2 protein-coding genes and 1 pseudogene are annotated in these 2,839 nt (G+C 41.6%); all 3 read right to left on the reverse strand.

What is annotated here, in order from left to right; all coding sequences use genetic code 11:
- Positions 1–723: 723 nt before the first annotated feature.
- Positions 724–1,506, reverse strand: coding sequence for a UxaA family hydrolase (locus QZU45_RS12575; RefSeq protein ID WP_366925507.1), 783 nt, complete (start codon positions 1,504–1,506; stop codon positions 724–726).
- Complete coding sequence (locus tag QZU45_RS12580; RefSeq protein ID WP_366925506.1) at positions 1,395–2,207, reverse strand: UxaA family hydrolase; 813 nt, start codon at positions 2,205–2,207, stop codon at positions 1,395–1,397. The genes QZU45_RS12575 and QZU45_RS12580 overlap by 112 nt, the downstream gene beginning before the upstream one ends.
- A 10-nt stretch (positions 2,208–2,217) precedes the next feature.
- Positions 2,218–2,839, reverse strand: a pseudogene (locus QZU45_RS12455) (mannitol dehydrogenase); the annotation flags it as partial.

The raw sequence follows: 2,839 nt of genomic DNA on the forward strand, positions 1-2,839 counted from the left end.
GGTTAATGGATACAAGATGAATGTGACTGACTTGCTTACCGAAGTAATAGATGGAGGTAAACTGAACCACTATAATTCCGATGAAGATTTAAGAAAGGTATTTGGTGTTAAGAATCTGGAACTGTTTACACCGAATTCAGCTGAATAATTTTATACGTGCAAAATCAAAATGGCTCATCCCTTATCTGACAAGGCTTGAGCCTTATTTTTTACCCCTATTGCTGCAAAACACAGGAGAATAAGCTTATAAGGGAAGGGAAACTGTATATCAATGATGGTGAGATGTATCATTCTCCTATGAACAGCTTTATTCGAGTAAATCTTGCCTGTACCAGAGATACTTTAAAGGATGCCCTGAGTCCTTTTAAGAAGGTGTTCTGCTAATATTCACATCATTTAAAGAATCAAAGTTAAAACTTATATCCTTTTACAAAAGTCCTATGTCTTTTTGCGTTTTACCTGCAAAAGTCGTAGGACTTTTTGTGAACTACATTCGGCTAGATCTTCCTAAACAATCTGGAGCAGTGGAGAACAAAAAAACGGATACTAAATTGTATCCGTTAGAAGAAAGAACAACATTAAAAAACTCTATGCTCTTATATCCTTAACTTTTTTGAGAATATCTTTACAGGCTGTATACAAAGATCCCGAAAGTCATCTCTGTTCTTACATCTCTCTGATAAGTAGGCCTGTGTCATATCGATATATATTCTGCTCTTTTAATTAAAGGGTTACACCATCCTTCCAGATTAAAAGCTCATGGAAATCTCTCTTCTCAGAGACAGATTTCTTTCCAGAGGCTATGTCGATAATGTAATCTAAAAGCTCATCAGCAAGAGCATCAAAATCCTTTCCGTCTACAATCACACCGGCATTAAAGTCGATCCAGTTACCTCCCTTTCTCTCGTAAAGGGCATTATTGGTAGAGATTTTGATGGTTGGTACTACGGTGCTGAATGGAGTTCCTCTTCCAGTGGAAAACAGGATCATATTTACACCACAGGCTGCCAGAGCAGAACAGGATACACCGTCATTTCCAGGAGCATTCAGAAGATTAAGTCCAGTTCCCTTGATGGTCTCAGCGTATTTTATGGTTCCTTCAACCTGTGCCTTTCCTCCCTTCTGTACACAGCCTAAAGACTTATCCTCTAAAGTGGTGATGCCTCCTGCCTTGTTGCCAGGGGAAGGATTCTCTGAAACAGTTTCTCCATGAGATTTGAAATAACCTTTAAAGTCATTGATGAGATTTACTGTCTGATTAAAGGTATCCTCATCCTTTGCTCGGTTCATCAGAATCTGTTCTGCACCGAACATTTCTGGAACTTCGGTCATAACGGAGGTACCACCGGAACCTACAATCAAGTCGCTTACTCTGCCTATCAGAGGATTTGCGGTTATTCCTGACAGACCGTCAGAGCCGCCGCACTTAAGTCCGATTCTAAGCTTTGATAAAGGTACACTTTCTCTTCTTGCCTGATTAGCCAGATTAAGAAGAGTATCAATAATGCCGTAGCCACAAGTTCGTCCTTTACTTCCTGAGTGTTTAAAAACATCAGTCTCTCATCAGACACTTCTAAAAATTTCTTGAATTCAGAAAGATTGTTGTTTTCACAGCCAAGTCCTAAAACCAGAACCGCGCCAGCATTAGGGTGGCGTGTCAGTGAGGCTAGCAGCTTCTGGGTGGTTGTCTGATCTTCTCCCATCTGAGAACAACCGTATGGGTGAGTCAGAGCATAGCAGCCGTCGACATGTTCATAGCCAGAAAGCTTCTCTCTGGCGTATGCTTCAAGCTCTTTTGCTATGTGATTAACACAGAAAACGGTAGGGATGATCCATACTTCGTTTCTGATTCCTACCTGACCGTCAGCTCTAACATAGCCTTCAAAGGTTCTGTCCACCTTTTTTAAAGTTGACAGAGGTGTCTTGTTATAGGTATATGATTTGGTTCCGGATAGATTGGTTTTTACATTCTGTGAATGAACATGCTGTCCTTTACTGATTCTGCAGGTAGCATGACCGATTGAATATCCGTATTTAATAATCTGATCGCCTTCATTCAGATCATGAAGAGCAAACTTGTGTCCACGTGGAATGTCATCTACTAAAGATACATCACCTAAGGTGGTTTTTACAGTCTGCCCCTTTTTTAGATCCTCAAGGGCTACAGCGACAACATCCTCTTTAGGGTTGATCACTATGCACTGCATTATTTGTCTCCTAACATTTTGACATGGTAGATTTAACGCCGTTGGTAACGACACTGTGGGTCAGGTGAGCGATCTGCGCTACATCGACCTTGCCACAAAGATCTTCTCCCCAGAGTTTAACGTCTGAAAGAATGGCTTTTACTGTGTCTTCTGCACTCTCCTCTGAATTCTTATAAAGTGCCCAGGCTTTAGCCATAGTCTTTACTGCATACTCATCATCCTGGAATTGACCGGTTTTGCCGTCAGCTCTTGTAACCTGAACAGGGGAGGTTCCGTCTGAATTCTTATACAGAGCAAAGAAGGCAGCCAGTGCAAAATACAGTTTCTTTGGATGAGTGCCGTTGGCTCTTGCATCAAGGATAGATGGCAGAACACGAGCCTTTACCTTTGAGGCGCAGTTCATAAGAATTGATGCCAACTGATGGTGAAGAGAAGGATCCATGAATCTGTCGACAACTGCATCGGCAAATTCAGTTAACATTCCCTTATCAAGTTTTACTGCAGGAATGATTTCGTCATAAATTACAGAACGGGCAAATGGACCTGTAACCTTATCGGTCATCATCTGATCAACGGTATCAAGACCTGCAAGGAAGGCTGCAGGTACGTTTGAGGTATGAGCGCCGTTCAGA

This window comes from uncultured Succinivibrio sp., assembly GCF_902756765.1.
GTDB lineage: Bacteria > Pseudomonadota > Gammaproteobacteria > Enterobacterales > Succinivibrionaceae > Succinivibrio.